Origin of the sequence: Methylophilus sp. (assembly GCF_035460085.1) — a bacterium.
GTDB lineage: Bacteria > Pseudomonadota > Gammaproteobacteria > Burkholderiales > Methylophilaceae > Methylophilus.
Window position 1 is genome coordinate 89,389 of sequence record NZ_DATHWZ010000063.1, and the last position, 24,912, is coordinate 114,300.

The following is a 24,912-nucleotide window of genomic DNA, read 5'->3' on the forward strand; positions in this document are numbered from 1 at the left end:
AAGATAATTATTGAACATGACACAATCAAGGCAAGCAAAAAACGTCGTTGTTATTGGTACCCAGTGGGGCGACGAAGGTAAAGGTAAAATTGTTGACTGGCTGACCGATCACGCCCAGGGTGTGGTGCGTTTCCAGGGTGGGCATAATGCGGGTCATACATTGGTCGTTGGCCAGGGTGCAGCGCAAAAAGTCTACAAACTGAACCTGGTGCCCTCCGGTATTGTGCGTGATGGCGTTAATTGTTATATCGGTAATGGCGTTGTGCTTGATACCACACATTTATTACATGAGATTGCTACGTTGGAGGAGGGCGGCTTAGATGTTAAAAACCGCTTGAAAGTCAGTCCTGGTTGCCCATTGATCTTATCCCACCACGTTGCGGTTGATCTTGCGCGCGAAGCCAAGCGCAGCGCCGAGAAGAAAATCGGTACCACAGGCAAAGGCATAGGCCCCGCTTATGAAGATAAAGTCGCACGCCGTGCTCTGCGTGTCTATGACTTGTTCCATCCAGAACGTTTTGCCGAGAAACTCCGCGAAGTGATGGATTACCATAACTTTGTGTTAACCCAGTATCTGGGCGCAACGGCCGTGGATTTCCAGCAGCAATACGATGCCAGCATGCAGCATGCATCAGTGTTAAAACCGATGGTAGCCGATGTTTCTGCTGCGCTGTATGAAGCGAATGCGCGCGGCGAGCATCTTTTATTTGAAGGTGCGCAAGGCACGTTGCTGGATATCGATCATGGTACTTATCCGTATGTCACCTCCAGCAACTGTATCGCTGGTCAGGCTTCAGCAGGTACCGGCGTTGGCGCCAATATGTTGCATTATGTATTGGGCATCACCAAGGCTTACACCACCCGCGTTGGCGGCGGGCCTTTCCCTAGTGAACTGGATATCGAAACTGAAGGCGTGCCTGGCTATCAAATGTCTACCGTAGGGCAAGAAATTGGCACGGTGACACGTCGTAAACGCCGTTGCGGCTGGTTTGATGCTGCAGCGTTACGCCGTTCTGCACGTATCAATGGCTTGACAGGCTTATGTATCACCAAGCTAGACGTGCTGGATGGGATTGAATCGCTGGATATTTGTACCGGGTATACACTCGATGGCAAAGTGGTTGATATGTTGCCGGTAGGTGCAGATGATGTGGCTGGTTGTGTGCCGATTTACGAAACGGTACCCGGCTGGACTGAAACCACTTTCGGCGTTAAAACCTGGGAAGGCTTGCCGAAAAATGCCCAGCATTACCTGAAGCGCCTTGAAGTATTGTGCGGCGTGCCTATCGCTATTGTGTCAACCGGTCCTGAGCGCGATGAAACCATTGTTTTGCAACATCCTTTTGCCTGATTAAGGGATTTCAGTCATGCGCGCACAACGATTGGCTTGGGCAATTACCGGTTCCGGCCATTATCTGCGGGAGTCTCTGGAGATTTTGCAGACCTTGCAGGATGTCGATATCTACCTGAGCCGCGCTGCCGCTGAAATTATCAAGCAATACGGTTTCCAGGCGCAACTGGATGCGACCGGCCACAAGGTCTATCAGGATAAAACCGCCAGCAGTATTCCGGTTGAGCGCTTTTACGAAGGTGTTTATCACACGCTGGTGATTTCTCCGGCAACCTCCAACACCATCGCAAAAATGGCTTATGGCTTTTCAGATAGCCTGGTCACAAACTTATTCGCACAGGCAGGCAAAACCCGTGTGCCTAGTGTCGTGTTCGCCTGCGATACTGCGCCTGAGCTTGAATCTGAAGCGCCGCGTGACAATGTCGTTAACGTATATCCACGTCAGATAGACCTGGAAAATGTGGCTAAACTGAAGACATTCGCTGACACCGCGGTGGTAGAAGACATGGCTGATTTGCAATCCACCATTATGCAACGCCTGGTGACGCACCATGATTTACATTTGCACGCAGGTGTACAGGTAGCTGATCACCTGGCAGATTAACGCTATGGCAAAACTGCTGTTCCTCACCGGAAAACTGGCAGAACACAGCCTGCACCAGGTAATAGAATCTATCCTTGCGGATAAAAAGCAATCCCCATTTGAATATGAAGTGAAACACATAGGTGTGTCGGTCGCTGCGCTCATGACCCCCGCATTAATTGCGCGCCGGGTGCCCAAAGTTGAAAATATAGATAAAGTGATTTTGCCTGGCTTATGCCAGGGAGACCTAGAGCCATTAGTGGCACAATGGGGTGTACCCGTTGAACGTGGACCCAAAGACTTGAAAGACTTACCTCAATATTTCGGACAAAAAGGCAAGGCGCCGGACCTGACCCGCCATAGCGTGACGATTTTTGCTGAAATCGTTGATGCTCCTGATTTAAGTATTGAGCAGATTGTCGCGAAAGCTGAGCGCTTCAGGCAACAGGGCGCAGATGTGATTGACCTCGGTTGCTTGCCGGGCAAATCATTCAATCATATGCCGGCAGCCATCAATGCCCTGAAAGCACAGGGCTTCCAGGTCAGTGTTGACTCCATGCGTGACGAAGATTTATTGGCGGCGGGTAAAGCTGGCGCCGATTATTTACTGAGCTTGCATGAAAAAAATCTGTGGATAGCCGATGAAGTGGCAGCTACGCCCATTCTGATTCCAACCAGGCCGGCAAACACAGCCAGCCTGACGCGGGCGATTGAGCATTGTCTTAAACACGAACGACGTTTTATTGCTGACCCGATCCTGGATCCGATTCACTTTGGCCTGACCGACTCTATTGTCCGCTATCATAAGTTGCGTAAACGCTACCCAGATATCGAGATCATGATGGGCGTGGGTAACCTGACCGAACTGACTGATGCTGATACCACCGGCGTGAATGCACTTTTATTTGGTGTCATCAGCGAGTTGAATATTAATGCTGTGCTGGCAACTTCTGTCAGCCCGCATGCTTCTGAAGCCATTGCAGAAGCAGATGTCGCCAGGCGTGTCATGTACCGTGCTAGTCAGGATAAACGTTTACCGCGAGGGTATTCCAGTGGCCTGTTAGGGCTGCATGATCGCAAACCATTCCCGTATTCCGGTGACGAAATCATGGATCTGGCCAGCCAGATCAAAGACCCCAGTTTCAGGATTATGGTGAGTGAAGAAGGTGTGCACGTTTATAATCGCGATGGCATACAGCAAGGTATTGACCCTTTCAGTTTTTACGCAGGGCTGAATGTGCAGAACGATGCATCGCATGCTTTTTATCTTGGTGTAGAACTCGCCCGTGCGCAAATCGCATGGCAATTAAAAAAACGCTATGTGCAGGATGAGATGCTGGAATGGGGTGTGGCTTCTATGCAGCAAAACAAACAGGCCAAAATTGCACATCGCGAAGCCTCAATCAAAGAGCGTTTGGAAAATACACGCACTGAATCTAAATCAGCATTCGATCCGGAATAACCCATGATTTATGAAACGATAGTCACGACATGCTCTGCGCAAGGTGAAGTGCATATTGCCCCCTTTGGTGTGCAATGGAGTGATGGCAAAGTAGTGATTGCACCATACAAGCCTTCAGCTACATTGCAAAATATCCTGGAAACAGGTCGCGCTGTATTGAACCTGACAGATGATGTGCGGATATTTGCGGCTGCAATCGCAAAACGGACGCCCTTTGCCACGCAAGAGGTGGCACATGGTTGTGTGCGTCTAGAAAACTGCCTTACGCATCACATCCTGAAACTGGATCAAGTAGAAGAGGATGCAGTTCGTCCCAGATTGACCATGACTGTTGAGGAAAGCGTGTTGCATGGCCCTTTCATGGGGTTTAACCGTGCGCAGGCAGCGGTGATTGAATTGGCGGTGCTTGTCAGTCGCCTGCATATGTTGCCTATCGAAAAAATTAATCAGGAAATGGAGTATCTGAAAATCGCCATTGATAAAACGGCAGGTGAACGTGAGCTTGAAGCCTGGCAGTGGCTGGTCGATACGATTAATAACCATATCGCCCGCGAAAGCGGCTTGCAGCAGGCCTGAGAAATGCAAGTGTTGGTCAGTGTCAGTTCGGTACCTGAAGTACAAATCGTCTTGTCAGCCGATGTCAGGTTGATTGACCTCAAGGACACCTCGCACGGTGCGCTGGCTGCACTTGATCTCAAATTGTCTCAATCAATTGTAGAGACAGTGAATACCTATAGAAATTGCAATCCAGGCATTGAAATCACAGTCAGTGCCACGATCGGGGATGATTGTGCATCCGTTGTTCTGTTAGATGAATTGATTCAGTCAAGATTGGCAATAGGCGTTGATGTCATTAAGTTACCTGAGGCTATCTGGGCGAATGCAAACTACAAGGTAGCAATCAACAAATTTCTCTCTCAACAGGTCAAGTTGATCGCAGTATTGTCACCGGCAACGCTTCTTAAGCAAAGCTCCATGAAAGATAGTTTGTCATCACTTGCTGAAGATGGATATTGGGGAGTGATGGTAGACACAATAAGAAAATCAATGCCTTTAACGGCATTGGTTAATCTGGATATGCTGAATTCTTTCGTGTATTCGGCAAAATCATTGAATTTGTATGTCGGTCTGGCTGGTGGTTTGAGCTTGGAACAGTTCGATCAACTGGCAGAATTATCGCCGGATTACCTCGGCTTCAGAAGTGGTTTATGCATCAATGAGCAGAGAGGACAGCCGTTAATTGCGGAAAAAGTGCAGGGGCTAACAACAAAATTGTCTCAAATTTGTTGTTTATAGCCTCAAAGCCAATAAATACTTGAATCCGAGTGCTGTTGAGGGTTGCGTCAGGAGGTAGGTTTGAGTATAGTCTGACATGTAAGTCTTTCTAAAGATGTGGTGATTTAAGCCAAATAATAAAGGAGTCGATGAATGAAAAAGAATTTTTTAAGCTTGGCAATTGCGTCTGCATTTGTACTGGCATCGCAAGTTGCGCAAGCTGAAGACATGTACCGTGGTGCATGGTATGTGGTACCTGGTGCTTCATACATGAACACTGACAACGATCTTGAAGCTGACAATGGCCGTGGTGGCTTCTTGTCAATCGGTAAAGAGGTAAGCGAACACTGGGATATCCAGGGTCGTTTGGGTTATAACCGTGCTGACGAAGATACCGGTATTGCTGGTGCAAGTGGTAAATATAAACAAACAGCCTTGGGCCTGGATGCATTATATGTATTCAGCCGCGAAAAATTCCGTCCGTTCCTGTTAGCAGGTATTGGCGCAGCACGTAATGATGTTGATTACACAGTTCCTGGCTTTGATGTTGATGGTAAAAAAACATCATGGATGGCTAACGTTGGTTTGGGCGCGCAATATCTGTTCAACGACAAATTCGGTATTCAAGCTGATGTACGTCATCAATGGAGTCGTGCAAGAGTTGCAGTTAGCAATGGCGTAGCTACTGGATCTGATACAGATACTATTGGCAACACATTAGTAAACTTGGGCGGTATCTTCCGTTTCGGCGCACCAGCACCGGTTGTTGAAGAGCCAACACCAGAACCAGCACCGACTCCAGTAGCTGCTGCTGCTGAGCCAGCACCTGCACCGGCACCAGCACCTGCTCCAATGTGCAAGCCACAAACCGAAGTGGTCACAGTGAGTGCTGAAAAACTGTTCGGTTTCGACAAAGCTAACCTGCGCGAAGAAGGCCGTAAAGTGCTCGAGGAAACTGCGGCTAAAATCAAGGCAAACCCAGAAATCACTGCTGTTATCGTAACAGGTCATACTGACCGTATCGGTACTGATGCTTACAACCAGAAGTTGTCCGAGCGTCGTGCCAAGCAAGTTTCTGATTACCTGATTGCTCAAGGTATTGATGGTGGTATCATCACTTCTGAAGGTAAAGGTAAATCTGAGCCAGTTGTACAGTGCGAAGGTAAAAAAGTATCCAAGAAATTGATCTCTTGCTTGCAACCTAACCGTCGTGTTGAAATTCGTGCTGAAGGTACGAAACAACTTGGTTGCCAGTAATTAGCAGCTAGTTTTACTAAAAAGCCACGCGTTTGCGTGGCTTTTTTTACGTCTGTAGTTTGGAGCGGGCACAGTGCAGACTAGCCTCGGTTATAATTCAAGCATGAGTGACTCTCAATTTATTATTAAACCACGTTGGGTAATCCCCATGGATGGAAAGCAGACCTCACTGGAACAGCATGTAGTCATAGTGGATGCGGGTGTTATCCAAGCGGTGGTTCCTAAAAATGAGATTCCGGAATGGGCCAGTGATTGGGAAATTATTGATTGTTCTCAACATGCACTGCTTCCTGGGCTCATTAATTTGCACACGCATAGCAGCATGAATTTGCTGAAAGGCTATGCCGATGATTATGCATTGATGCCATGGTTAAACGATTATATCTGGCCAGCTGAAAGGCAATGGGTATCAAAGTCCTTTGTGTATGATGGTAGTCTTTTAGCCGGTGCTGAAATGCTGAGTGGTGGTATAACCACTTTCAATGACATGTATTTCTTTCCTCAGGCTACGATTGAAGCTGTCAAGAGGTTAGGCTCGCGGGCGCATATTGGTTTGGTAATTATGGAGTTTCCCACCAATTACGCGAATAATGCGAATGAATACATTCGTTTAGGCACTGAAGTCCGGGATCAGTTTAAATCTGACGCTCTCATCAGTTTTTCATTCGCACCACATGCGCCCTATACAGTAAGCAATCAAACTTTTGAGCAAGTAAGTACGCTGGCGGAGCAATTGAACCTGGGCATCCATACGCATCTGCACGAAACCCGCGTCGAAATCCAGCAAAGCCTGGATCAGTTCGGGGTCAGGCCAATAGAAAGATTAAAAGCGCTAGGTATTCTTGGTCCAAGTACCGTGTGTGCGCATGGCGTTCACCTGGAACCAGCTGAATTAGAGATGCTTGCCACACAAGGCGCACATATCGCGCATTGTCCTTGCTCCAATTTGAAATTGGCCAGCGGAATTGCACCTGTAGCCGCTGCCTTGCGCGCAGGATTAAATGTTGGCTTGGGAACTGATGGAGCGGCAAGTAATAATCGCTTGGATTTATGGCAGGAAATGCGTACTGCCGCTCTGTTGGCTAAAGTCGCTGACGACAATGCTGAAGCGGTGCCTGCTTATACAGCCTTAGAAATGGCGACGATCAACGGTGCGCAGGCATTGGGTTTACAGGATAAGATAGGTAGCATCGAGCCGGGCAAACAGGCCGACCTGATTGCAGTCAGGCTGGATGATTTAAATAGTTTGCCTTGTTATGATCCTATATCACACTTGGTATATGTCGCCGGACGTGAGCAGGTCACTCATACCTGGGTAGACGGCCATTTACGCTACCAGCGCACTGAACAAGGCCAAGCCTTTTTTGAAGGCATAGAAACGGAAGAATTAAGGTCTATTGCATTGCAATGGCAATTAAAAATACAGTCATCACAGTCTTAAATTAGTGAAGAGGAATGCATCATGGCAAATGTAGAGGCCGCTGAAGTTAATAAATTTGCTGATCTGGCACATCAGTGGTGGGACGCGCAAGGCGTGTTTAAGCCTTTGCATCAACTTAATCCCTTACGCCTGGATTATATTGATAGCCGTGCCAGGCTGGATGGTAAACAGGTATTGGATGTGGGTTGCGGCGGCGGTATTTTAAGTGAATCCATGGCGCGTCGCGGTGCGCGGGTGTTAGGCATTGATATGGCTGAAAGATCTTTGGAGGTCGCACAACTACATGCGTTAGAGTCAGAAATACAGGTCGAATACCGCTGCATCGCAGTAGAGGCGTTGGCTGAAGAAAAGCCAGCATCATTCGACGTAGTCACTTGCATGGAAATGCTGGAACATGTGCCTGACCCTGCCAGTGTCGTACGCGCTTGTGCTGCTTTGGTCAAACCGGGTGGTCATCTGTTTTTTTCTACGCTTAACCGCAATGCCAAAGCCTATTTAATGGCAGTCATCGGCGCTGAGTATGTACTGAATCTGCTGCCCAAAGGCACGCATGACTATAGTAAATTCATCAAGCCGTCAGAACTGGCAAGCTGGCTGCGCCAGTCTGGGCTGGAACTGCTGCATCAGACCGGCGTGACTTATAACCCGCTCAACAAGCAATATAGCTTGACCGCAGATACCAGTGTGAATTACATGTTGCATGCAATAAAGGATTATTAATGCAGGCAGTATTGTTTGATCTAGACGGTACCTTGGTGGATACCGCACCAGATCTGGGTTATGCATTGAATTTGCAACGCGCGCGACATGGGTTACCTTTTTTAGCGGATGACACTATCCGCCCCCATGCATCTCATGGTTCGCGTGGTTTGCTGGCAATTGGTTTTGGTTTAGAGCCTACTGATAGCGATTTTGATGCGATGCGACACGAGTACCTGGATTTATATACTGAAGTGATGACTCGACAGCCTTTGTTATTTGATGGTATGGCCGAAACATTGGCAGATATTGAAGAACGCGGTTTGCATTGGGGGATTGTGACCAATAAACCAAGGCGGTTTACCTTGCCAATGATTGAGCATATGGGTTTGAGCAGCCGAGCCTCTGCGGTCATAAGCGGCGATGATGCACCACTGCCGAAGCCGTCACCACAAACGTTGTTATTAGCCAGTAAACAAATACAAGTGGATCCCGCCCATATCTTGTATGTGGGCGATGCTGAGCGCGATGTGCAAGCAGGTAAAGCTGCCGGTATGACCACGTTGGTGGCTTTGTTTGGCTACCTGTCAGGCACGGATAAGCCTTATGAATGGGGCGCTGACGGCTACATCCAGCAACCGCGAGACTTGCTCTCCTATCTGTAACCTGTCCTAACTTAGCTATTTAAACATTAACCGCGAGCACTGCTGAGGATAGCCATTGCTGCAATGTTAATATCGGCAACCAGAATACTGATCAGCTTGCCTTTGTCATCAAGGATAGGTAAAGAGACGGTCAGGCAGAAATCTTCAGTCGCGGTGGATAAGTAAATACTTGAGATATATGGCTCATTCGTTTCTGCCACGCGCTGATAATATGCCTGTTGGCTCCGGTCTATACCTGCACCGCCAGCCTTGATCTTTCCATACATGTTCGGGTTGATCCAGTTGGCATAGCGTTGGACACCATCAGGCTCAAGTTCAAATATTACTTCAAAGTATGGGAATTCGGCAAAGCAGCTGTCCAGGTCGTGCGAACCCGTTGAGCGATGCGTATTCAACAACGATTGTAATGCCGACAATGCTTTCTGTTGCCAACCGGAATAAAACTCTTTTGTCGGTAAAATGGTTTGCGGAGGCGTATCTTCAACAACCACAATGCTACCGATATTTGCTTTCCCGATTTTTTTAAGATAGGCGGCCCGTTCTGCCGCGACCACGCTATTTTCAAGAGCGCCTTGTTTACCATTGACGACAGCAATAGACACGCTGGCAACTGGGTGATCCTTACCATCTTCGGTGGTAAAAAATCCCCGCTCCAGATCGCTTGCGTCATATAGATGCACAGCTAAAGCCTGAAATTGGCTAATAACATGTAGCAAGGTGTCGTTAAGGGTAGGCGCATTATGATCATAGATCAGCACGAAATCATCGCCGCCAATATGCCCCACCATGACGCCGGCTTTATCCTGGTATTCCTGGCGGATGATTTCAGATAACAACCGGATCATGGCGTCGCCGCGAATAAAGCCGTAGCGGTCGTTATATGCCTTAAAATGATCCAGATCAATATAGATCAGTTGTGTGTTGGTGTTATTACGCAGGCTGTTATCCAGCGTTTGTCTCAGCGTAGGTCCGGTGGTCAGGTGGCTAAGTGGATGCAGGTTGCCGCTAGAGGCTTTGCGGCTGATGAGCTGGGCCATAATTTCCATCGGTTGCAAGACGCCCATGTAGCCGCCTTCTTCATTCACCGTAATCCAGATGTCGATATTGCCACGCTCCAGGTAAAAGATGCGCGCCAGCACAGAAGATGGCAGCATATGGTTAATCACCTTCGGTAAAGGGTCACAACAAGCGCCAAGTCCAGTATGTTTCTTGGAAAATACCTTGCCACGTCTTAATACGCCCAGAGGTTTTTGCCCATCGAGTACCACTGCGTTTGCGATATCCGCATGGGCATTGAATAAACGTCTTGCCTCGGCCAGCGAGCAGCTGACATCAATCGTCAGGCCGTGGCTGATGTATTCGCCAATATGAAAGTCGTCAGGTATATGTGAGCGATGAGATTCATCTCTTACCGGCAACGCCGTCACCTGGTCACTGGGCATGCTTTGGGGATGCGCAAAGTAATGCCCTTGCGCATAATGCAAGCCTAAATCCTGACAGTAGGTGATATCTTCTACGCGTTCCAACCCTTCCGCAATAATGGTACATCCCAGACGTTGAGCCATGGAGATAATGGCTTCGAGCAATACGGTACGCACCCGGCTGCCTTGCGCCTCATGCACAATTGCGCGATCTATTTTGATGAAGTCTGCGCGTACCTCGGCCAGAATCCGCAAACCGTTAAAACCAGATCCCATATCGTCAAGCGCGATACGCAGGCCATGCATACGGATTTCGTCACAGTAGCGAGCCAGTACTTCAGGATCTGTCTTTTCACTTTCTACAATTTCGATGACTACGTCACGTTTATCAATTTCCTGCTGATTCAATATTTTTAGAATAAAGTCTAGCCAGCCAGGACTCATGATGGTTTGCGGCAAGACATTAATAAAGATCGGCTTCTCTGCAGAGATGGATTGTGACTTCCCAATCAGAGCCAGCTGCTGGCAAACCAGATCCAGTTCGTGGGTACGCTTCACTTCTGCCGCAAGTGCAAAAGCCTCCATGCCGTTAAGCCATTTTCCCTCAGGCGTTTTCAATCTGCATAAAGCTTCAAAGCCAAATACTTTTCCGCCCTGGCCAAAATCTACAATCGGCTGGTAATGCATTTGTACGTGGGGTGTCAGGTCAGAGAGCAGCCATGGATATTTATGGCGCGCATAAAACGTATTGAAGGGCATTGTTGCCTGCAAAGCCTCCATCGGATTCATGGGCTGATTGTCCTCAGTTATTAGCACCCAGGTATCCCTCAATATACGCGCACCTTCTGTCGCAATCACTTCATCGAGTATGTTCAAAAGCTCGGGCTCTGAGTCATAGTTGAATGATGAAGTATTAATGCCTGAGAAAAGTGGGTTTTCTGAATTGGTGTGACTGTTGGCGTCAAAAGTATGCAGAAATAATTCCATTCAATACGACCTTGCTTTTATAAGTGTGACAGTCTGGTTGGACGCCATGCTTGATTTGAAAATTGGGCGTCTCAATCCATATAACGACAATGTACGGTTTTTATTAAGAGTGCCGGATGAGTAAACTTTGGCTAGAATCAGCTTTTGTATAACCTCTATTTTAATTGGTGAATACTGGGATTAAATTGCCAAAAAGGATTGCTTTTCAAAGGCATAACCTCAAATTTACCCATCTTCCAGTTTTAAAATCCTACAAGTGAATAAGTAACTACCTATAAAAAGGCTATTGAATTAAATCAATAATATTTTTAATAGCTGATAGAAGGAGAACAGTATGAATGAAGAAATTGTAAAAGATGACTGGAAACAGCTTGCAGGCAGGATTAAAGCAAAATGGGGGAGACTGACCGACGATGAAATTCAGGAAGCCCAAGGAAATACCGAATATCTGATTGGAAAATTGCAAGAACGCTATGGACTGGCAAAGGAGCAGGTTGAACAGAATTTACGAGATATCGGATATGATCGATAAATTCTAGTGACCAAGACTTTGCATTTCAATTGTCAAAGGGTGTATCGGTTTAAGATTGAATTTATCAGTAAAGCCAAGAAATATTCTTGGCTTTATTTGTTCTAGACATTAAAAAAATCTAACTTAACGCGGCGTCGCGGTTGTAGGCATGCAATCGCCACCGCCGGTGGTTGGCTGTCCCGCTATTGATTGACAGCCGTTGTCTGGTACAGGTGGTACAGTCCTTGTATTAGTGTTGTTCATATTATTCCCAGCCCGGGTATCGCGGGTATTGGGATCAACCCGGTTCATATCTTTCCTTGCAGGATTTGCCGTCGGGTTAATATCCTGCCCGGTAGGGGATGTTGGCTGATTCGGATTGACAGTTGGTCTTGCTGGAGCCGCGACTCCTGCATTACCCGTTCCTGTTGTTCCCGGCGCTGCACCGTTGGGAGAAACGCCGTTTGTAGTTGCGCCATTGCCTACAGTGCCATTAGTCGCTCCGCCTGTTGCACCTGCCGGATTGCCAGCACCTGCTGCTCCGCCAGCCCAGCTATAAGAGCATTGCAACACACCTGTGAGTAAAACACTCAATACTGAAACTTGTAATTTGTTTAATTTCATTAAAATCACTCCTTATGGGAAAGTAACACAATGCTTTACTATAAGGAGTCAGGCGCGGTAGCTTAATAGGTTTAAGCTTAAATTCCTGTAGGAATTAATTGACTAAAGTGATTGAACGGTATTAAAGATAAGTATGTGACCGGGCCTGGAAAGTGAGTAGCATTTAAGTCACTATTTTGCGCTCTAGCAAGGCGGTAGAGAGTGTTCCGCTATCCACATATTCAATCTCCCCACCCATCGGTAATCCACGTGCAATCCGGCTGACTTTAATCCCTCTGGATTTCAGCATCTGACCGATGTAATGGGCGGTGGCTTCACCTTCAGAAGTAAAGTTGGTGGCCAGGATGACTTCTTCTACCAGGTTATCCTGCGCGCGGCGGAGCAGTTTATCCAGATGAATATCTTTAGGGCCAATGCCATCCATGGGAGAAAGTTTACCCATGAGTACAAAATATTGCCCCTGGTAGCTGCGGGTATTTTCCAGCATCATCAGGTCGGTAGGCATTTCAACTACACAAAGAGAAGATTTATCCCGCTGGCTATCTACGCAAAGGCTGCATACAGCATGCTCACTGAAGTTGTTACAGTAATCGCAATGCGCCAGTTTATCCAATGCCTGCTGAAGGCTGGCGGCCAGGCGCTGCGCGCCTTCGCGATCCCGCTGCAACAAATGATAAGCCATGCGGGTGGAGGATTTAGGCCCTACGCCAGGCAGGCAGCGCAGGGCATTAATCAACTGTTCAAGGACTGCCGGTGAGTTCAAACGGGCACTTCCGGTTTAAAACGGTAATTTGAAACCGGCCGGCATCATGCCGCTCATCTTGGCAGAAGAGGTCGCTTCAGCTTTAGCTTTGCCGTCTTTGAGCGCAATCAGGATCAAGTCTTCCAGTGTTTCTTTATCATCCATTGCCGCATCATCAATCTGGATGCGTTTAACATCGTTGCTACAGGTCATGGTGATTTTGACCATACCATTGCTGGCAATGCCTTCAACTTCCGTCAGTGCAAGTTCGGCTTGCGCTTTCTGCATGTTCGCTTGCATCATCTGGGCCTGTTTCATCATATTGCCCATGCCACCTTTCATCATTTTTCGCTCCTCGTCTGATGTGGTTAGTGTAAAGGTTTAATTGAGTTGGGCACAATGGTCGCGCCCATTTCCTGCATCAGGCCCTGCACAAAGTGGTCGCTCAATATGGCGTCTTTGGCTTGATCCTGTAATTCAGCTTTTTCCACCGCCATCTGCCTGGCAGGTGTATTGGCTTCTTGCCCGACTTGTATAGTCAGCTTAATCCTGCGTCCGAAATGGTTGTTCAAGGCACTATTCAGCTTATCTGAATAATTAGCACTGGCAAGATGCTTGTGAGCGTCACCGATACGCAATGTCATTTGGTCGGCATCATAAGAAACCAGCTCGCAGTTTTGCGCTAATGCGCGCACCAGGCCTAGCTTACTTAAATGATTTTCTACTAAAGAACGCCAGTTGCCATCCCAGTTGACTGTCGCTGCCTCATTTGTACTGACTGGCTGTGAAGATACAGGTTCGTCAATCTGCGGGCTCTCGGTGACTGACTGGTTGATCACGACTGCTTGAGTGACTGAGATAGTCGTTTCAATCATACCAACAGGAGGCGTGCCTGCCGGATCTAGTGCCAGGATATTGGGCGTTGCTGCCTGTCTATTCTGTGCCAAAGCGGCGCGAGCGCCAGCGCTGGCTGAGGCATTACGCGAGTTGTTCTCGATTGATCCTGCATTTCCGGCTGGGCCGGCTGAAGTCGGAGCCATGGCATCTGCTTTAAATGCCAGCATGCGTAGTAGCGTCATGGTGAAACCTGCATACGCATCAGGTGCCAGGCCTATATCCCTATGCCCCAGAATGCTGATCTGATAATACAGTTGCAGTATTTCTGCGGATAGCTGCGATGAAAGATCCAGCAAGGTATGACGTTCAGGGTGGTCATCTGCGATAGCCTGGGGGTTGTGCTGGGCAATCGCCAGCAAATGCAACAACGCCGCCAAGTCTTTAAGGGCACTTTCAAACCCTATGCTGCGCGAATCCATTTGCTGGGCGATATCCAGCATGGCGGGTGCGTCGTTTGCAAGCAGGGCGCGCAATAGTTCATACAGGTAACTCTGGTCAATCGCTCCCAGCATACTGCGAACATCTGTTTCACGCACTGACTGGTTTCCATAAGCGATCGCTTGATCTGTTAACGATAAGGCGTCTCGCATACTCCCATTGGCAGCGCGTGCAATCAGTTGTAAGGCAGGCGCTTCGAAGCTAATCTGCTCCTGCCCAAGGACATTCTGTAAATGTGCAGTGATGGTGCTACTCGCCATTTGCCGCAAATTAAATTGTAAACAGCGTGAAAGGATAGTAACCGGTACTTTTTGCGGGTCGGTCGTCGCCAGTATAAATTTGACGTGTGCTGGCGGCTCTTCCAGCGTTTTCAGCATGGCATTGAACGCTTCTTTGGTGAGCATGTGCACTTCATCGATCATATAGACTTTGAAGCGGCCGGAGGAGGGGGCGTAAATCGCCTGTTCCAGCAAGCTGACCATATCAGCAATGCCGCGGTTGGAGGCAGCATCCATTTCTACGTAATCAACATAGCGGCCAATATCGATCGCGCGACAGGCGTCACATTCACCACAAGGTGTCGCGGTGATGCCTGTTACACAGTTTAATGATTTGGCAAGAATGCGGGAGAGTGTTGTTTTACCAACACCACGCGTGCCGGTGAACAGGTAGGCATGATGCAGTCTTTGCTGGCTCAGCGCATTACTCAACGCTTGAACCACATGGTCTTGCCCGACCAGATTGCTAAAGGATTTTGGGCGCCACTTGCGCGCCAGCACTTGGTAAGACATTGCGGACTCTATTGATTAAATGTCATAAAGGCAAACCAATACTTTAGCCTAAATTGCCTGATTATGCGCACTTCCCTCAACTAAATCTTTCAAGAGGATGCATATGAAATTTGCGGAATGACAATACAGAAAGGGGCGAGCCCAACCCCCGGCACTTGCTTGACAGTTGTGGCTGCTTGCTTCCGCACCTGACCAGGTTGGCTATCTTACAATGCGGGGAGGCCCGCCGGCGCTATTGTAACGCAAAACCCAGTATGCATGGCTGTGTTTTTCAAAGTTAGGCGCTGAATCTCGCCATTTTTATAATCCAGAAAATAATGGGCAATCTGCCTTCTTATAACCACATCGATTTGCTAAATCCGGCTTCACAATAGGCGTTATTTTCAGTCAATTTGTGCGGTAACAAATATTATGGCAATGAATGGAACTCCATGACTGCATCCGAAATAGCACGCGAAACCATTAAGCAAATGGCGGTACGCCGGGTGGAGCCTACGCCGGATAATTACACACAGATTTACCTGGAAATCTCCGGTAAACCCGCGAAGGAAGATGCCGCATCCGCCTTGCGCAAAGCACTCAAGCAGTTGCCGCATGACTCCATGGAACAAACCAACTGGGTCAACCGTTGGGAAAAAGTACTGAAACAGGATAACTGGCAAGGCTTGGGCGATCTGCTGAAAGAGGCCATGCAGCAGCAACTCAGCCATTCCACCAAATGGCCAAAGGCGATCCGCACCTTGATGCAGGGCTGGGATGACAAGCGCTCAGCGATGGAGCCCGCCAAAAAACGCGAAATGCTGGAGCGGGTACTGATCAACTTTGGTAACGATGACACCTTATCGGACAAGTTGCTGGGCATGGCCAATAACTGGTTACCGGCGGATGCCAGGGTTGAGGGTGTCTCTGTGCCAGAGTTAAAAGAGGTGCCCGGCACAGCTCAGGTTGTCGCGCCCATAGAGCCATTAACTAAGGACGAGTTACCTAACGAAGTACAGCAATTCCATGGGGCATTCACTATTTTGCAAACCCTGCTCAAGCAGACTTTGCAACTAGGTCTTATTCCGCGCTTGGAAGGTTATCCTGACTTGCAGGTAGAAGCTGTTGCCGTACAAGAAAGCACCGAACGCGCTAAAAAGGTCAAGGAATGGGAAGCGCTGGCCAAATCACTGAAAGCCTTGCTGATGCGTGTGGAAGTGATCGGTGCCAAAGAGGATGATGTACGCGGCGACATTATTGATTTGCTGCACTTGCTGTTATCTAATATTGGTGAACTGGTGGCCGAAGATAGCTGGGTAAGTGGCCAGGTGTATGCGGTGCAATCGATTATCAGCGGCCCATTAGACCGTGCCAAACTCAAACAGGCTGAAAAAAGCCTGAAAGAAGTCATTTACAAGCAGGGATTAGTGAAGCATAGCCTGGTGGAGGCTAGAAATTCATTTAAAACATTGATTGGTTCTTTTATTGATAAGCTCAAATACATGGGTGAAGCCAGCGAGTTGTATAGCGGAAAAATTGAAAGTTATGCCGAACAGCTATCACAAACGGATGACCTGATCAAAATCAATGAATTAGTCAATCACCTGATGCGTGATACCTCTGTGATGCAAACTGACATTATGCGTTCGCGAGATGATTTGCTTGATCAGCAACGTGTTGCAAACGCGACGCAGGAGCGTATGGTAAAACTGCAAGATGAGTTAAGCCAGTTAAGTGAAGTTGTACGTATTGATCAACTGACAGGTGTACTCAATCGCCGTGGCATGGACGATGCATTCAGCACTGAGATCGCCCGTTTTCACCGGAGCGGTGAGTTGTTGAGTGTGGCACTGCTGGATATTGATAATTTTAAATCGCTGAATGATCAGCATGGACACGGTGCCGGTGACTCCGCCCTGAAGCATTTGGCAGCCGTGATAAAACGCACTGTACGCCCAACCGACATCGTGACGAGGATGGGCGGTGAAGAGTTCGTGGTGATTCTCCCGAATACTAAACTCGACGAAGCCGTGACCACGATGAGTCGCTTGCAACGCTCACTGACGAAAGAGTACTTTCTTGGTAATAACCAGAAGTTGCTGATTACCTTTAGTGCCGGTGTGGCGCTTTTTCAATCAGAAGACGATGTGAGCTCGATTTTATTGCGTGCGGACCAGGCAATGTATCTGGCCAAGAAGAGTGGAAAAAATCGTGTCATGACAGAAGTCGATTTACGCCAAAGCCAGCGCTGACTCACTTTTCGTCTAGGCCCAGCTTCATTATTTTCCTAAGAAGCACATCAACCTTGACCGGCTGCCTGCATTTCCTATAAAGCATACCCAACGCACTCGCTGTCATGGTATGCTAATTGGCATCTTGAACGAGGTGCCCTGTGACCAGCCCTGCAACTGACCTCCCTGTCGATAGCGTCAAAGATGCCTTGCATGAAAGCGAGCGCAGATTTTCAGCCATTGTTTCCAGTATCCCCGGCCTGGTATTTCAAATGCATATGACCGCCGATGCGCAAGTCGTATTCACTTACTTGAGTGATGGCTGCGAAGCGTTGCTGGGCATTCCCACCGCTGCATTGCTCAAAGACGCACAGACTTTATTCAATGCCATGGAAGAAAAGTCTGCCACCCAGTTCAAATACAAATTGCAGCAATCCGCCAGGCAACATAAACGGCTGGATTGGGAAGGTAAAATCTGGATTGCTGACTGGCAGGATATGAAATGGGTCAATATCCGCGCCACCATACAAGCACTGGGGCAGGGCGCTGTGCAATGGGATGGCATCATGCTGAATATCAGCCAGAGCAAGCAGGAAAAGCTGGAAATCGAGCAGGCCAGGAAAGATCTACAGGCACTTACCGCGCATTTGAACCAGGTAAAAGAACAGGAACGTGTCAGCATTGCGCGCGAGATCCATGATGATCTAGGCGGCAATATGACAGCGATGAAGCTTGGCCTTTCCACCATTATCCAGAAAATCCAGAACGGCTCACCTGTTGATATTGAACAGGCAACCATGCTGCAATCGATTGTGAACCAGACATTTGACTCTGTGCACCGTATTTCCGGCAACCTGCGACCGAATATCCTTGATCTGGGCTTGGTTGACGCACTCGAATGGCAAGTGAATCAATTCAAAAAGCAATTGGGGTTGAAGGCAAGGTTTGTCACTAATTGTGATGAACTGGAATGCGACCACGACAAATCGATGGCCCTATTCCGTATTTGTCAGGAAGCCTTATCTAACATAGCGAAATATGCCCAGGCAGATGAGGTGCGGGTAGAATTAAACAGGGTTGAAGAAGCGTTATTCATGACCATTGAGGATAATGGTATAGGCATCGCTCCTGCCGATAAAATAAAGCCGAACTCTTTTGGCTTGAGGGGCATGCAGGAGCGCGCAGCAGCCTTTGGCGGTGAGTGTTATATTGAGTCCCCGGTGCAGGGCAACGGCACTTTGATTCGCATACAAGCGCCTGTGCGTCCGATTGCATGATTTAGAACAGCACCAGAGAAAATATGAGGGAACGGTTTGGATACTAAAAAAATTAGAGTCATTATCGTCGATGACCACGCCATCCTGCGCTCAGGCATTAAACAGATATTAATGGCGAGCGGTGATATTGATGTTGTCGGCGAAGCTGAGAATGTTGCGCAAGCACTTAAATGTGTGCGGGAAATCGATGCGGATGTGATGTTGCTGGATATATCTCTGCCTGATAAAACCGGGATTGAAGCGCTGAAACTGATCAAGCGTGAAAATGCGGCATTGAATATCCTGATGCTGTCCATGTATATGGAAGACCAATATGCGGTAAGGTCTATCCGTTCAGGCGCTTCAGGCTATTTGTGCAAACACACAGCCTCGGAAGAGTTGCTCACTGCCATCCACACCCTGGCTAAAGGCAGAAAATATATCACTGCCAATGTGGCGGAAATCCTTGCAGAGCAAGTAGGCAATGAACATGCTGCTGCATTACATGAGTCGTTATCTGATCGTGAGTTCCAAGTGATGCGCATGATTGCATCAGGCTTATCTGTGGGCGAGATTGCGGATAAACTTGCATTGTCAGTAAAAACTGTCAGCATGTATCGCACGCGTTTACTGGAAAAAATGAATCTGAAACACAATGCGGATATCACCCATTATGCAATCAAAAATCAACTTGTTGAATAATTAATTGAATAAGTAATGAGCAATAAAAAAGGCCTTACGAAAAGGCCTTTTTAACTTTTAAATCAATACGCTATGATGATTTCTTTGCGTAATTGATTAAGCCATTGGTCGAACTGTCAAAGCACGTAATTTCATCCTCATTTTTCAACAGTGGCAGGATCTGACTGGCAATTTGCTTGCCGTATTCAACCCCCCATTGGTCATAGCTGTTGATATCCCAGATAATCCCCTGCACAAAAACCTTATGCTCATACAAAGCAATCAATTTACCCAGGGTGAATGGCGTTAATTGCTCAAACATGATGGAAGTGGTCGGGCGGTTACCTTCAAACACTTTATGCGGTAACAAGTCTTCCAATGCTTTGCCGCTAAAGTCTTGTTGAACCAGTTCTGAACGCGCTTCTTCGCGGGTTTTACCCAGCATCAATGCCTGGGTTTGTGCCAGGAAGTTAGCCAGCAAAATCTTGTGATGCTGGTCATCCGGACTGCCGACTTTGTAATGGCTTTTCACAGGCATCAGGAAATCGGCGGGTACCATCTGCGTACCCTGGTGGATGAGCTGGTAAAACGCATGCTGTCCATTGGTGCCAGCTTCGCCCCAGATCACAGGGCCGGTTTTGTAGCTGACGCGGCTGCCGTCACGACAAATGAATTTGCCGTTGCTTTCCATATCTGCCTGTTGCAAGTAAGCAGCGAAGCGTGACATGCCTTGGTCGTAAGGCAAAATCGCGTGCGTATCGACATGGAAGAAATTGTTATACCAGATGCCCAGCAATGCCATGATGACGGGCATGTTTTGTTCCAGCGGAGCGGTTTTGAAGTGCTGATCCATGGCGTGACCGCCGGCCAGCAACTGCTCAAAATTGTCCATGCCTACGTACAGGGCAATCGATAGGCCGATCGCAGACCACAGGGAATAACGCCCGCCTACCCAATCCCAGAAGGCAAACATATTATCCGGGTCAATACCGAATGCTTCCACAGCCTTGGCATTAGTAGATAATGCGACAAAGTGCTTGGCAATGTGTTGCTCATCTTTTGCAGACTCAAGGAACCAGCGACGAGCGGAGTGCGCATTGGTCATGGTTTCCTGTGTGGTGAAGGTCTTGGAAGCCACGATAAACAGTGTGGTTTCAGGGTTGCATTCTTCAAGCGCCCGTATGAGGTGTGCACCGTCGATATTGGACACAAAATGTGCTTTTAAATCCGGGCTGGCATAAGGTTTCAATGCATCACAAGCCATCACCGGCCCCAGGTCTGATCCGCCAATCCCGATATTCACGATATCTGTAATGCGTTTGCCAGTGTAGCCGGTCCATTGACCATTACGCACTTGTTCAGTAAAGCTACGCATATGCGCTAACACTGCGTTGACTTCCGGCATCACATCCTTGCCATCAACTTCTACCGGAGTATTGCTGCGGTTGCGCAGCGCTGTATGAAGCACAGCGCGATTTTCAGTGATGTTGATCTTCTCACCGCTAAACATACGGTCGCGCCATGCCTCTATTTTGGAGTCACGGGCCAGTTGGAACAGCAGGGATAAAGTTTGTTTGGTGATGCGATGCTTGGAATAGTCCAGCAGAATATCATCTACGTTTAAACTGAATTCTTCGAAGCGTTTTGCGTCTTGTTTAAACAAATCACGCATTTGAACATTGCGGATATCACTTTGATGCTGGTTCAGCGCGTGCCAGCTTGGATGCGTCGTTAATTTTGCCATGTTATGTTGTTGCTTTATTTTTCAAGTCAATTAAATTTCAAGTCAGTAAATTTATCAGGCCCGCAAACGGCAATCATTCAATGCCTTTTGCGAGCCGTTGTGTCATCGTTGTAGTGTATCAATTCATTGTAACTGAAGTATGACACCTGCCAGTGGAGGTAAGTTTATACTGATTGAGTCAGGATGATCCATCCACGGAACGGGGTCAGAGCGGCAGCCCTGGCTGTTGCCTACGTCGCTACCACCATAAATAGTTGCATCACTGTTAAACACTTCTTTATATACACCCGGTTGCGGCACGCCCAGGCGATATTGATGTCGAGGTACCGGTGTAAAATTAAGCACTATTATAACAAAACTATGATCATTACCGCGGCGAATATAACTCAATAGGGATTGCCCTGTATCCTGGCAATCTATCCATTGAAAGCCTTGCTGGTCAAAATCATGTGCATGCAGGGCAGGGCGTTGCTTGTAAAGTATATTCAGATCGCGTGCCAGCGATTGCACACCTCTATGCATAATGTGTTCGGGATAGCTATCTTCCAGTAAATGCCAGTCCAGGCTCTGGTTGACATTCCATTCACGCCACTGCGCAAACTCGTTGCCCATGAAATTCAGTTTTTTCCCGGGGATGGTCATCTGGAAAGTCAGTAGCAATCTTAAATTGGCAAATTTCTGCCAGTTATCACCTGGCATCTTGCCCAGTAAGGATTTTTTTCCATGTACCACTTCATCATGCGAAAAAGGCAATACAAAATTTTCTGAGTATGCATACATTTGGCCGAAAGTCAGGCGATTGTGTTCGTATTGACGATAGAGTGGATCGATTTCCATATAGGCGAGTACATCATTCATCCAGCCCATGTTCCACTTCATATTGAAACCCAGCCCACCTGTGTAGACAGGGCGTGAAACCGCTGGCCATGAAGTTGACTCTTCAGCGATGACAAGTGCACCGGGGAAGCGCTCGCCAACCATAGTGTTCAATTGCTTGAGGAATTCAATCACCTCGAGGTTTTCACGGCCGCCATAAATATTGGGCACCCATTCACCCGCATTACGAGAATAATCCAGGTATAACATCGAAGCTACCGCATCTACCCGCAAGCCATCAATATGGAATTCTTTTATCCAGTAATAAGCGTTACTTAACAGGAAGTTGCGGACTTCATTACGTCCGTAATTGAAAATATAAGTGCCCCAGTCGGTGTGTTCACCTAACCTGGGGTCAGCATGCTCATAGAGCGCCGTACCGTCAAAACGTGCCAGCGCCCAGTCATCTTTAGGAAAATGTCCTGGAACCCAATCAAGGATCACGCCGATATTGGCGGCATGGCATTGATCAATAAAGTATTTCAGGTCATCCGGACTGCCAAAACGTTGGGTAGGTGCAAAGTAGCCCGTGACCTGGTAACCCCATGATTCATTCAGTGGATGCTCTGCAATCGGCAATAATTCAATATGGGTGTAGCCCATGCTGGTCAAATGCGGGATTAAGGTATCAGCCAGGTCACGATAAGTCATGAAATGACCATTTTTATCGCGTTGCCAGCTTCCTAGATGCACTTCATAACAGTTAAACGGCGCATGCAGCCAATCATGCTGCTGGCGTTGTTGCAGCCATTGTTCATCTTGCCAAGTGTAGCGACTCTGGCAGATACGGTTGGCCGAACCGGGTCTAGGTTCAAAAGCTTTGCCATAAGGGTCAGCTTTAACCACCACAAAGCCATGCTCGCGGTTACGGATCTCAAACTTATATAAATCGTGCTCGGTCAAGCGAGGGACAAACAATTCCCACACACCGCTGCCACCGAGTACACGCATGGCATGCACACGGCCATCCCACTGGTTAAAGCTGCCCACCACGCTGACGCGGGCTGCGCTTGGCGCCCACACGGCAAACCTGACACCCTCTACGCCATCGACCGTCATTGGTATTGCACCCAAGGTATTGTAGGCTTCGAGCAATCTGCCTTCGCCAAACAGGTAAATATCTTCTTGAGGAATCGTGCTTTTGAAGCTGTAGGTATCTGTGGTTTCGTAATAGGTTTCCTTGCCGTGCGGCTGGATACGCAATTGCGCCGGAACTGTTAAAGCTACCGGTGATGCATATTCAAATAACCCCTGGCGATCGACTAAGGCCAGCGGTTGCCAGGTTTTATTGATTTTTACCCAGATTTTATCCGCATCAGGCTGGAATACACGTACAAACCATGGCCCATCTACTTCATCCTGATGCGTCCCTAGGAATTCGAAAGGGTTGTGATGGGTAGCATCAAGAATACGTTGCAGGTGCAGGGAATATGTGTGATGCGATGCTGCTGATTTGACTGTCATGCTTGCAAGGTCCGATTGACTATCCTTCATCCTAACAAAAAAAGTGAGGTTTTACGCCGTTTCCGGCGGAAATATCGTTGTCTTTGCCTGAATTATCATGCAGACTGTGGGTGTCGGACCTGCTGTTTACAAGCGTTGTGTCGTCTTTTAGGGTGTTTCGCTATGCATGGCTGCAGGCTGATTTTCAGGATCAGGAAAACAGGAAGGCATCATGTCTAAAGCAGTTGAATTTGTTGAACGCAGAAGGTACAACCGTAGGCAAGAGCGTCATTCTGACCGGTTCATCAGTACTCTTACAAAAAATACAGTGGCTATTATTCTTGCCGGTGGCCGGGGCAGTCGATTAAAAAACCTGACTGACTGGCGTGCTAAACCTGCAGTGCAATTTGGCGGTAAGTTCCGCATCATTGATTTCCCGCTTTCCAATTGCATCAATTCCGGCATTCGTCGCATCAATGTCGCTACACAATACAAAGCACAAAGCCTGATTCAGCATATCCAGCGTGGCTGGGGGTTTTTGCGTGGTGAGTTCAACGAATACGTCAATATTATTCCCGCTCAGCAGCGTCTGGGTGAGGAGTGGTACAAGGGTACCGCCGATGCGGTTTACCAGAATATTGATCTGTTACGTGAAAACGGTGGTGAGTACATTCTTGTGCTTGCCGGAGACCATATCTACAAAATGGACTACGGCAAAATGCTGGCCACGCACGCGCGCAGCAATGCGGATATGACGATTGCCTGTATCAATGTGCCACTTGAAGATGCCAAAGGCTTCGGGGTGCTGGAAGTGGATAACACCGACCGTGTGGTTGCCTTTGATGAGAAGCCTGCCAACCCCAAGCCTATGGCTGATGATCCCAGCCAGTCATTTGCGAGCATGGGTATTTATATCTTTAATGCCAAGTTCCTGTATGAACAACTCATCCGCGATGCCTATGACCGTCATTCCAATCATGATTTCGGCCAGGATATTATCCCTTACATCATTAAAAAATATCGCGTGCAGGCGCATCGGTTTACCGATAGTTGCGTAGGCGCGCTGGGGAACAGTTATTACTGGCGTGATGTCGGAACGATTGATGCCTATTGGGAAGCCAATATGGAGCTCACAAAAGTCATTCCTGAATTGAACTTGTATGACAGTGAGTGGCCTATATGGACTTACCAGGAGCAATTGCCACCCGCGAAATTCGTCTTCAAGGATGAAGGGCGTACCGGTAAAGCCACCGACTCACTGGTATCCGGAGGCTGCCTGATTAGCGGTTCCAGTGTCTCCAACTCGGTTTTATTCTCCGGAGTGCACGTGGCTGATTATTGCGACCTTGATGGTGCAGTAATATTGCCCAAGGTGAAGATCAACCAGGGTGTCACACTTAAAAATGTAGTAATTGACCGGGGTTGTGACATACCTGCCGGCATGCAGATTGGTGTAGATCTGGTCCGCGACAGCAAGCGTTTTTACGTGTCCGAGAAGGGTATCGTGCTTGTCACGCCAGACATGCTGGGTCAGGATTTGTACCGTGTAAAGTAATTT

The 24,912-nt window shown here is 48.0% G+C and carries 21 protein-coding genes and 1 other RNA gene; 14 read left to right on the top strand and 8 right to left on the bottom strand.

The window, feature by feature from the left end; all coding sequences use genetic code 11:
* Nucleotides 1–16 precede the first annotated feature (16 nt).
* The 9 genes from VK958_RS09330 (at nucleotide 17) to VK958_RS09370 (ending at nucleotide 8,733) form a co-directional block, all read left to right on the top strand.
* Nucleotides 17–1,351 carry an adenylosuccinate synthase gene (locus VK958_RS09330; RefSeq protein WP_325240914.1) on the top strand — a complete coding sequence of 445 codons (1,335 nt, stop codon included), beginning with the start codon at nucleotides 17–19 and terminating at the stop codon, nucleotides 1,349–1,351.
* Nucleotides 1,352–1,367: 16 nt separating this feature from the next.
* Nucleotides 1,368–1,955, top strand: coding sequence for a flavoprotein (locus VK958_RS09335; RefSeq protein WP_325240915.1), 588 nt, complete (start codon nucleotides 1,368–1,370; stop codon nucleotides 1,953–1,955).
* Between the two features lie 4 nt (nucleotides 1,956–1,959).
* A complete protein-coding gene (locus VK958_RS09340; protein ID WP_325240916.1) occupies nucleotides 1,960–3,396 on the top strand; it encodes a DUF6513 domain-containing protein in 1,437 nt (478 codons plus the stop codon).
* A 3-nt stretch (nucleotides 3,397–3,399) separates the two neighbouring features.
* The gene (locus tag VK958_RS09345) at nucleotides 3,400–3,972 is read left to right on the top strand and encodes a DUF447 domain-containing protein (protein WP_325240917.1); all 573 of its coding nucleotides are present in this window, start codon (nucleotides 3,400–3,402) and stop codon (nucleotides 3,970–3,972) included.
* Nucleotides 3,973–3,975: 3 nt separating this feature from the next.
* Entirely contained in the window at nucleotides 3,976–4,692 is a 717-nt protein-coding gene (locus VK958_RS09350) for a (5-formylfuran-3-yl)methyl phosphate synthase (RefSeq protein ID WP_325240918.1), read from the top strand.
* Between the two features lie 132 nt (nucleotides 4,693–4,824).
* Entirely contained in the window at nucleotides 4,825–5,928 is a 1,104-nt protein-coding gene (locus VK958_RS09355) for an OmpA family protein (RefSeq protein WP_325240919.1), read from the top strand.
* A gap of 103 nt (nucleotides 5,929–6,031) precedes the next feature.
* Nucleotides 6,032–7,369 carry a TRZ/ATZ family hydrolase gene (locus tag VK958_RS09360; RefSeq protein ID WP_325240920.1) on the top strand — a complete coding sequence of 446 codons (1,338 nt, stop codon included), beginning with the start codon at nucleotides 6,032–6,034 and terminating at the stop codon, nucleotides 7,367–7,369.
* Nucleotides 7,370–7,390: 21 nt separating this feature from the next.
* On the top strand, nucleotides 7,391–8,089 hold the full coding sequence (gene ubiG, locus VK958_RS09365) for a bifunctional 2-polyprenyl-6-hydroxyphenol methylase/3-demethylubiquinol 3-O-methyltransferase UbiG (RefSeq protein ID WP_325240921.1): 699 nt from the start codon (nucleotides 7,391–7,393) through the stop codon (nucleotides 8,087–8,089).
* On the top strand, nucleotides 8,089–8,733 hold the full coding sequence (locus tag VK958_RS09370) for an HAD family hydrolase (RefSeq protein ID WP_325240922.1): 645 nt from the start codon (nucleotides 8,089–8,091) through the stop codon (nucleotides 8,731–8,733). Before ubiG ends, VK958_RS09370 begins: the two co-directional genes overlap by 1 nt.
* A 26-nt stretch (nucleotides 8,734–8,759) precedes the next feature.
* Here VK958_RS09370 and VK958_RS09375 read toward each other — a convergent pair whose 3' ends face one another.
* Complete coding sequence (locus tag VK958_RS09375; RefSeq protein ID WP_325240923.1) at nucleotides 8,760–11,141, bottom strand: EAL domain-containing protein; 2,382 nt, start codon at nucleotides 11,139–11,141, stop codon at nucleotides 8,760–8,762.
* A 334-nt stretch (nucleotides 11,142–11,475) separates the two neighbouring features.
* Between VK958_RS09375 and VK958_RS09380 the strand changes: the two genes are divergently transcribed.
* Nucleotides 11,476–11,673, top strand: a complete 198-nt coding sequence (locus VK958_RS09380; protein ID WP_325240924.1) for a CsbD family protein — start codon at nucleotides 11,476–11,478, stop codon at nucleotides 11,671–11,673.
* A 123-nt stretch (nucleotides 11,674–11,796) separates the two neighbouring features.
* Here the strand turns inward: VK958_RS09380 and VK958_RS09385 are convergent, their stop codons facing one another.
* From VK958_RS09385 to ffs, 5 genes are all read right to left on the bottom strand, one after another.
* Entirely contained in the window at nucleotides 11,797–12,276 is a 480-nt protein-coding gene (locus tag VK958_RS09385) for a hypothetical protein (RefSeq protein ID WP_325240925.1), read from the bottom strand.
* A 163-nt stretch (nucleotides 12,277–12,439) separates the two neighbouring features.
* Nucleotides 12,440–13,039, bottom strand: a complete 600-nt coding sequence (recR, locus tag VK958_RS09390; protein ID WP_325240926.1) for a recombination mediator RecR — start codon at nucleotides 13,037–13,039, stop codon at nucleotides 12,440–12,442.
* A 15-nt stretch (nucleotides 13,040–13,054) separates the two neighbouring features.
* Nucleotides 13,055–13,363: a YbaB/EbfC family nucleoid-associated protein gene (locus VK958_RS09395; protein WP_325240927.1), complete on the bottom strand. Its 309-nt coding sequence runs from the start codon at nucleotides 13,361–13,363 to the stop codon at nucleotides 13,055–13,057.
* A gap of 23 nt (nucleotides 13,364–13,386) precedes the next feature.
* Nucleotides 13,387–15,144, bottom strand: a complete 1,758-nt coding sequence (dnaX, locus tag VK958_RS09400) for a DNA polymerase III subunit gamma/tau (protein ID WP_325240928.1) — start codon at nucleotides 15,142–15,144, stop codon at nucleotides 13,387–13,389.
* Between the two features lie 131 nt (nucleotides 15,145–15,275).
* Nucleotides 15,276–15,372: signal recognition particle sRNA small type (gene ffs / locus VK958_RS09405), an RNA gene on the bottom strand.
* Nucleotides 15,373–15,575: 203 nt separating this feature from the next.
* Between ffs and VK958_RS09410 the strand changes: the two genes are divergently transcribed.
* From VK958_RS09410 to VK958_RS09420, 3 genes are all read left to right on the top strand, one after another.
* A complete protein-coding gene (locus VK958_RS09410; protein WP_325240929.1) occupies nucleotides 15,576–17,375 on the top strand; it encodes a diguanylate cyclase in 1,800 nt (599 codons plus the stop codon).
* Nucleotides 17,376–17,515: 140 nt separating this feature from the next.
* Complete coding sequence (locus tag VK958_RS09415) at nucleotides 17,516–18,631, top strand: PAS domain-containing sensor histidine kinase (protein WP_325240930.1); 1,116 nt, start codon at nucleotides 17,516–17,518, stop codon at nucleotides 18,629–18,631.
* A 36-nt stretch (nucleotides 18,632–18,667) separates the two neighbouring features.
* Entirely contained in the window at nucleotides 18,668–19,312 is a 645-nt protein-coding gene (locus tag VK958_RS09420; RefSeq protein ID WP_325240931.1) for a response regulator transcription factor, read from the top strand.
* Nucleotides 19,313–19,382: 70 nt separating this feature from the next.
* Here VK958_RS09420 and pgi read toward each other — a convergent pair whose 3' ends face one another.
* Nucleotides 19,383–21,035, bottom strand: coding sequence for a glucose-6-phosphate isomerase (gene pgi, locus VK958_RS09425; RefSeq protein WP_325240932.1), 1,653 nt, complete (start codon nucleotides 21,033–21,035; stop codon nucleotides 19,383–19,385).
* Nucleotides 21,036–21,158: 123 nt separating this feature from the next.
* Nucleotides 21,159–23,375, bottom strand: a complete 2,217-nt coding sequence (gene glgB / locus VK958_RS09430) for a 1,4-alpha-glucan branching protein GlgB (protein WP_325240933.1) — start codon at nucleotides 23,373–23,375, stop codon at nucleotides 21,159–21,161.
* Nucleotides 23,376–23,586: 211 nt separating this feature from the next.
* On the opposite strand from glgB, the gene glgC reads away from it, so the two are divergent.
* Nucleotides 23,587–24,909 carry a glucose-1-phosphate adenylyltransferase gene (gene glgC / locus VK958_RS09435; RefSeq protein WP_325240934.1) on the top strand — a complete coding sequence of 441 codons (1,323 nt, stop codon included), beginning with the start codon at nucleotides 23,587–23,589 and terminating at the stop codon, nucleotides 24,907–24,909.
* Nucleotides 24,910–24,912: the final 3 nt, after the last annotated feature.

Coding starts and splice junctions, on each gene's coding strand:
- VK958_RS09330 (WP_325240914.1), top strand. CDS start 17: ATGACACAATCAAGGCAAGCAAAAAACGTCGTTGTTATTGGTACCCAG.
- VK958_RS09335 (WP_325240915.1), top strand. CDS start 1,368: ATGCGCGCACAACGATTGGCTTGGGCAATTACCGGTTCCGGCCATTAT.
- VK958_RS09395 (WP_325240927.1), bottom strand. CDS start 13,363: ATGATGAAAGGTGGCATGGGCAATATGATGAAACAGGCCCAGATGATG.
- VK958_RS09345 (WP_325240917.1), top strand. CDS start 3,400: ATGATTTATGAAACGATAGTCACGACATGCTCTGCGCAAGGTGAAGTG.
- VK958_RS09375 (WP_325240923.1), bottom strand. CDS start 11,141: ATGGAATTATTTCTGCATACTTTTGACGCCAACAGTCACACCAATTCA.
- VK958_RS09385 (WP_325240925.1), bottom strand. CDS start 12,276: ATGAAATTAAACAAATTACAAGTTTCAGTATTGAGTGTTTTACTCACA.
- VK958_RS09410 (WP_325240929.1), top strand. CDS start 15,576: ATGACTGCATCCGAAATAGCACGCGAAACCATTAAGCAAATGGCGGTA.
- VK958_RS09340 (WP_325240916.1), top strand. CDS start 1,960: ATGGCAAAACTGCTGTTCCTCACCGGAAAACTGGCAGAACACAGCCTG.
- VK958_RS09380 (WP_325240924.1), top strand. CDS start 11,476: ATGAATGAAGAAATTGTAAAAGATGACTGGAAACAGCTTGCAGGCAGG.
- ubiG (WP_325240921.1), top strand. CDS start 7,391: ATGGCAAATGTAGAGGCCGCTGAAGTTAATAAATTTGCTGATCTGGCA.
- VK958_RS09360 (WP_325240920.1), top strand. CDS start 6,032: ATGAGTGACTCTCAATTTATTATTAAACCACGTTGGGTAATCCCCATG.
- pgi (WP_325240932.1), bottom strand. CDS start 21,035: ATGGCAAAATTAACGACGCATCCAAGCTGGCACGCGCTGAACCAGCAT.
- VK958_RS09370 (WP_325240922.1), top strand. CDS start 8,089: ATGCAGGCAGTATTGTTTGATCTAGACGGTACCTTGGTGGATACCGCA.
- glgB (WP_325240933.1), bottom strand. CDS start 23,375: ATGACAGTCAAATCAGCAGCATCGCATCACACATATTCCCTGCACCTG.
- VK958_RS09355 (WP_325240919.1), top strand. CDS start 4,825: ATGAAAAAGAATTTTTTAAGCTTGGCAATTGCGTCTGCATTTGTACTG.
- glgC (WP_325240934.1), top strand. CDS start 23,587: ATGTCTAAAGCAGTTGAATTTGTTGAACGCAGAAGGTACAACCGTAGG.
- dnaX (WP_325240928.1), bottom strand. CDS start 15,144: ATGTCTTACCAAGTGCTGGCGCGCAAGTGGCGCCCAAAATCCTTTAGC.
- VK958_RS09350 (WP_325240918.1), top strand. CDS start 3,976: ATGCAAGTGTTGGTCAGTGTCAGTTCGGTACCTGAAGTACAAATCGTC.